The organism is uncultured Cedecea sp. (assembly GCF_947498825.1).
GTDB lineage: Bacteria > Pseudomonadota > Gammaproteobacteria > Enterobacterales > Enterobacteriaceae > JGM124.
In genome coordinates, this window is sequence record NZ_CANMLV010000008.1 from 157780 (window position 1) to 163779 (window position 6000).

Here is a 6000-nt window from a genome sequence, read left to right on the forward strand (position 1 = left end):
GCTCAGCCAGTCAAAAAACTGGCTGAGAAAAAGGTGTTTGCTTGTCAGATTTTGTTATCGTCGACTGCGTCCGGTAAACAAGCTGACCAGGAACAGAACCAGACCAACAACAAAAACGACTTTTGCAGCCCAGGCAGCAGTACCTGCAAGACCACCGAAACCTAATGCTGCGGCAATAATTGCAATAATTAGAAAAATAATTCCCCAACGAAACATAAGACTCTCCTCACCATAGTTAAATTTATCACCTTATCAATAGACAGATAACGCTCTGTCCTACAGGCAACACTTCGTTATTATAAGGAGCTACGTATCACTCTACGGGACAGTAGCCGGAGCATACTTTTGTTTTCTATCCGCCATACCTCAGGTTGTACGATGTGATTATTGAACGACCTGCAGGTCATTCTTAACACTCTTAACGCCATCTACGGCTTTAGTAATGCTTTCGACCTGTGCCGCCTGAGCATTTGATTTAACATCTCCGGTTAACTGGACAACTCCGTCCGTCGTTTCGACTCCGATATGACGGGAAGCAATATCCCCTTCTGAGAGCAGTTTCGCTTTCACTTTACTGGTAATCAGCGCGTCGTCGGTATAATCACTGACCGTTTCTGATGCGGATTTACTCCCGTCCTCAGCAACGTGCAGTTTATCGCTTACCGAAGTGACACCTTCAACATTGCCTGCGACAATCACTGCCAGTTCTGCCTCATTCTGGCTTCCGACAAAACCGCTCAAGGTCACGACACCTTTCTCGGTATTCACAGAAATATCCGTACTCTTGATACTTTTCTGGTCGATAAGTCCCGCTTTCACTCGTGCAGTAATGGCGCTGTCATCCACAAAGTCACCGACCTGTCCCATTGAACTATCGATTTTTTTCCCGATGGATTCAATGCCAGACTCTGACTGTGAAGCCATGGTCTGTTGTGCAAAAGCACCCGCACTTATCAGTGAAGAACCCAACACAACCGCCAGCAGAGTTTTTGATATTGTTGTCTTAGTCATCGCCTTACTCCTGTAGGTTTGGTCATCGTTGAAGCTGTGTATTTCCGTTGAACGACAAAATCATTAGTGGTTCGTATCGTGGTAACAATCAAATAAAAAATAACACGCTACAATTGATACAATTTGCACTCTATTCATTCAACAAAATTGTCACCAACATGTTAAATATAGCAAACCATTGTGAAAAATCTCGGCCGGTCGCTCAAAAAAAGAGCAAAAAAGAGAAAGTAATGGGAAATTGAGAACATTCTGTATCAGGCGTTTCAGGCAGAAAACACAGAAGAGCGCGGCAGAAACCGCGCTCTGGAAGGGATATTAGTGTTCGCGAGTTTTACGGAAACTCACTTCAGGGTAACGTTCCTGCGTCAGGTTAAGATTAACCATTGTCGGCGCGATATAGGTCAGATTATCACCACCATCCAGCGCGAGCTGCATCTCGTTCTTACGCTGGAACTCATCAAACTTCTTCGCATTATCACTCTCAACCCAGCGTGCGGTTGCGACGTTAACCGACTCGTAAATCGCTTCGACGTTATATTCGCTTTTCAGGCGCGCCACGACGACATCAAACTGAAGCACACCGACCGCACCAACGATAAGATCGTTATTCGCAATCGGGCGGAACACCTGAACTGCACCTTCCTCAGATAACTGAACCAGACCTTTCAGCAACTGTTTTTGCTTCAGCGGATCGCGCAGGCGGATACGACGGAACAGCTCCGGCGCAAAGTTCGGGATACCGGTGAACTTCATCATTTCACCCTGGGTAAAAGTATCACCGATCTGAATGGTACCGTGGTTATGCAAACCAATGATATCACCCGGATAAGCTTCCTCTACGTGAGAACGATCGCCCGCCATAAAGGTTAGAGCATCGGAAATCACGACATCTTTACCGGTACGAACCTGGCGCAGCTTCATCCCTTTCTCATACTGACCCGACACCACGCGCATAAAGGCCACACGGTCACGGTGTTTAGGATCCATGTTCGCCTGAATCTTAAAAACAAAGCCGGTGAACTTCTCTTCTTCTGCATTAACGGTACGGGTATCAGTGTTACGCGGCATTGGCGCCGGAGCCCATTCCACCAGGCCGTCCAGCATATGGTCAACGCCAAAGTTACCCAAGGCAGTACCAAAGAATACTGGGGTAATTTCACCTGCCAGGAACAACTCGCAGTCAAATTCGTTGGAAGCGCCCTTTACCAGCTCCAGTTCGTCACGTAACTGGGCCGCCAGCTCTTCCCCCACAGCGCTGTCCAGCTCTGGGTTATTGAGCCCTTTAATAATACGTACTTCCTGAATGGTGTGACCTTTACCGGATTGATAAAGATAGGTTTCGTCTTTATAGAGGTGGTAGACACCTTTGAATAACTTGCCACAGCCAATCGGCCAGGTGATGGGTGAACAGGCAATTTTCAGCTCATGTTCCACTTCATCCAGCAATTCCATAGGGTCACGAATATCGCGGTCCAGCTTATTCATAAAAGTCAGGATCGGCGTATCACGCAGACGGGTAACTTCCATCAGCTTACGGGTACGATCTTCTACACCTTTAGCCGCATCGATAACCATCAGACAGCAGTCGACGGCAGTCAGAGTACGGTAAGTATCTTCAGAGAAGTCTTCGTGTCCCGGGGTATCGAGCAGGTTAACCAGGCTGTCATGGTATGGGAACTGCATCACAGAGGTGGTAATCGAGATACCACGCTGTTTTTCCATTTCCATCCAGTCAGACTTAGCATGCTGACTGGAACCACGGCCTTTGACCGTACCGGCGGTTTGAATAGCCTGTCCGAACAGCAACACTTTTTCAGTGATCGTTGTTTTACCGGCATCCGGGTGAGAGATTATCGCGAAGGTGCGACGTTTCGACACCTCTTGTAAAAAAGGAGACAAAGTCATGTTGATATCTTCTTTGATATACGCGCGGACATCCTCCACGCGTTGAGTAAAGGTTAACTGGGGTTATTTTACCCTTTAGGGCAAACAATCAACTATCTGTTTTACACAACAGTTGCTCCAATTCACTTAAAGTCGAGACTTGCCAGGTTGGATGAATACCTTCCGGCAAGCTGCGCCCGTGCATATTGAGCCAGCACGTGGCAATTCCGGCATTCATTCCCCCCAGAATATCTGACTCTGGGGTGTCTCCAACCATTAAAATACGAGAGAGTGGCGGATTTCCCATTCTGGCAAACGTATACTCGAAAATTCTGGGATCTGGCTTAGCAATGCCCACTTGTTCAGAAATAACCAGCAAGTCAAAATGGCCACTCAAACCAGTACGCTCCAGGCGAGTTTGCTGTAGTGCCGTAAATCCATTAGTAATGATACCTGTCTTTACTTTTCCCTGCAGGGCATCAAGTAAAGAAACAGCACCGGGTAATGGCGCACAAATCTCTGCCATTGCCGATAAGAATGCATCATTCAGTTCACTGGAAGAAACATCAAGACGCTGAGCCCAGCCTTCAAAGCGCTGAAGCTGAAGCTGCATCGCAGTGATAACACCATTCTGGTAGTCTACCCATAATGGTTTATTAACTAACTGATATTCCTGGAAATCATCCTCAGTAAAATTCACGTCATAGTTAACAAACATCCGCTGTAAACCCGCGAATGAGTCAAAGGTAAACAACGTTTCATCCGCATCAAATAAAATCCAATCCCAGTTCATCTAAATACCTTTTTCGAATTAACCTAAGGGCAGCGCCATAACAATGGCATCTTCCCGTCCATCTTTAGTCGGGTAGTAGTTACGACGGATTGTCGCTTCATTAAAGCCCAAACTTTCATACAGATTGATAGCCGCCCGGTTAGAGGCCCGAACCTCCAGCCAAAGCGTCGCGATGGCTCGCTTCTCAAGCTCGCTGATAATATGCTCAAGCAGAGCGCGCCCCAGTCCACGACGCTGATAATCAGGGCTTACAGCAATGTTGAATAAGGTGGCCTCGTCCAGCACCACTTGTGTCACCGCAAAAGCGGCCATGGAGCCGTCAACATCCAGTCGGAGATTGAAATAACGTTCACCCTGATTACTGGCAAATGTGTTTTCACTCCAGGGAAAAGCGTGACTGCGTTGCTCAATAGCATAGGCTGCCGCCAAGTCACTCGGCTGTAGGGAAGAAATCTGGTTCATAGGTGCAAATTTGTTGCCATAGCGCACGGCGTTCCGCGCTATTAAGATAAAGTTCATCTAAGTCTACAGAAAGTAACTTAGCCCCGGAAATCGCTAATGGCACATCCACTCCCAGACACCAGCTATTGCAGCGTTTGCCTGGCGGAAGCATCGCTGCACGTTCAGGTGTAACCTGAAGAACCTGGTTTTCATGCAATCCCAGGCTACGCAAAACATCCCCCACAAAGGGATCGTTTAACACACTACTGTTCTCGGTTACCAACACTAAACGCGTGTCAGGAAGCAGCGTAATCGCAATTTCACCTTGTAACACCGCCGGACGCCGCAACACCCACTGAGTGATGCCCAGTTGCTGTAATCGTAAGTCACGTCGGGAAGGGAGAGTCATGGCAAGCCCTGTCGAGAACAATAATCGGGGCGTAAATATAGCAAATTCATCGAATCCACGCTATTAAACCTCTATACCCGTGATACTTAAAATTGCCTGGATGTTACTTTCGTTTATTCAAACGATGAGCACAGTTTATCTATGCTCATCGTTTGAATAAACTCGGCGCCTGGGAGCAATTCGAATTCTTTTGGGTATATACTTGCGTTTCTGATTTTCCAGGAGCTATTTAATGAGTGCGTTAACCCCGGCGAGTGAAGTTCTGCTGCGCCACAGCGATGATTTTACCGAATGCCGCGTGTTGTTTGCCGGTGATCTACAAGACGACCTGCCAGCGCGTTTTGATACTGCCGTCAGTCGCGCCCATACCCAGCAATATCACCACTGGCAAGTATTAAGCGCGCTGATGGGTGACAATGCACAGTTCAGTTTGGTCGCCACTCCGGAGACTGTTGCCGACAGTAACACTCTGATTTATTACTGGCCAAAGAATAAACCGGAAGCCCAGTTTCAACTGATGAATATTCTTTCCATGATGCCAGTGGGAAGTGATATTTTCGTGGTGGGTGAAAACCGCAGTGGTGTTCGCAGCGCCGAGCAAATGCTCGCCGATATCTGCCCGATGAACAAAATTGACAGCGCTCGTCGCTGTGGTCTCTATCACGGCCGTCTGGAACAACAGCCCGCATTCGATGCAAATGATGGCTGGGGCGAATATGAAACCGATGGTCTGACAGTGAAAACCTTACCGGGCGTATTTAGTCGTGACGGCCTGGATGCTGGCAGTAAGTTGCTCCTCTCGACTCTGTCTGCTCACAGAAAAGGGAAAGTATTAGATGTCGGCTGTGGCGCAGGTATTCTTTCTGTCGCGCTTGCCACCCAGTCACCTAAAGTGCGTCTGACTCTGTGTGATGTCAGCGCAGCTGCTGTCGAGGCCAGCCGTGCAACACTGGCTGCCAATGGTCTCGAAGGTGAAGTGTTCGCCAGTAACGTCTACTCCGATGTTCAGGGACGCTTCGACATGATCCTCTCTAATCCGCCCTTCCATGATGGCCTACAAACCAGCCTCGATGCCGCCTCACAATTGATTCGGGGTGCAGTACGTCATTTGAATATTGGTGGGGAATTACGCATTGTCGCGAACGCATTCCTGCCTTATGCAGCAATCCTGGATGAAATGTTTGGTGAGCATGAAGTACTGGCTCAGACAGGACGTTTTAAAGTGTATCGTGCAGTTATGGGACGCGGTGCGAAAAAGCGTTAATTTGTCTCAGGTGCCGTTTTTTTCAGCGATTGGCAAAGCGGCACCAAATTAACTGTTGACGAAGTTCAGAAAACATCTAGAATTCGCCTCCTTGGTTGTGATGCTTCGGCATAACAGGTACGCGATGGTGGCGGAATTGGTAGACGCGCTAGCTTCAGGTGTTAGTGTTCTTACGGACGTGAGGGTTCAAGTCCCTCC

At 48.1% G+C, this 6000-nt stretch carries 7 protein-coding genes and 1 tRNA gene; 2 read left to right on the forward strand and 6 right to left on the reverse strand.

Annotated features, from left to right (window positions below; genetic code table 11):
- Positions 1-54: 54 nt before the first annotated feature.
- The 6 genes from Q1A40_RS11395 to Q1A40_RS11420 all read right to left on the reverse strand — a co-directional run bounded on the left by Q1A40_RS11395 (position 55) and on the right by Q1A40_RS11420 (position 4538).
- Positions 55-216 (reverse strand): DUF1328 family protein, encoded by a 162-nt coding sequence (locus Q1A40_RS11395; protein ID WP_300000180.1) that lies wholly within the window; start codon positions 214-216, stop codon positions 55-57.
- Between the two features lie 168 nt (positions 217-384).
- Complete coding sequence (gene osmY / locus Q1A40_RS11400; RefSeq protein WP_300000181.1) at positions 385-1011, reverse strand: molecular chaperone OsmY; 627 nt, start codon at positions 1009-1011, stop codon at positions 385-387.
- A gap of 315 nt (positions 1012-1326) precedes the next feature.
- Positions 1327-2916, reverse strand: a complete 1590-nt coding sequence (gene prfC, locus Q1A40_RS11405; RefSeq protein WP_300000182.1) for a peptide chain release factor 3 — start codon at positions 2914-2916, stop codon at positions 1327-1329.
- An 88-nt stretch (positions 2917-3004) separates the two neighbouring features.
- The gene (yjjG, locus tag Q1A40_RS11410) at positions 3005-3688 is read right to left on the reverse strand and encodes a pyrimidine 5'-nucleotidase (protein ID WP_300000184.1); all 684 of its coding nucleotides are present in this window, start codon (positions 3686-3688) and stop codon (positions 3005-3007) included.
- Positions 3689-3706: 18 nt separating this feature from the next.
- On the reverse strand, positions 3707-4150 hold the full coding sequence (gene rimI, locus Q1A40_RS11415; RefSeq protein ID WP_300000186.1) for a ribosomal protein S18-alanine N-acetyltransferase: 444 nt from the start codon (positions 4148-4150) through the stop codon (positions 3707-3709).
- Positions 4119-4538, reverse strand: coding sequence for a DNA polymerase III subunit psi (locus Q1A40_RS11420; protein ID WP_300000188.1), 420 nt, complete (start codon positions 4536-4538; stop codon positions 4119-4121). Before Q1A40_RS11420 ends, rimI begins: the two co-directional genes overlap by 32 nt.
- Before the next feature lie 232 nt (positions 4539-4770).
- Here Q1A40_RS11420 and rsmC point away from each other — a divergent pair, with 232 nt between their 5' ends.
- Together rsmC and Q1A40_RS11430 are read left to right on the forward strand one after the other, a co-directional pair.
- Positions 4771-5802 carry a 16S rRNA (guanine(1207)-N(2))-methyltransferase RsmC gene (gene rsmC / locus Q1A40_RS11425; RefSeq protein ID WP_300000190.1) on the forward strand — a complete coding sequence of 344 codons (1032 nt, stop codon included), beginning with the start codon at positions 4771-4773 and terminating at the stop codon, positions 5800-5802.
- Positions 5803-5931: 129 nt separating this feature from the next.
- Positions 5932-6000 (forward strand) — tRNA-Leu (locus Q1A40_RS11430).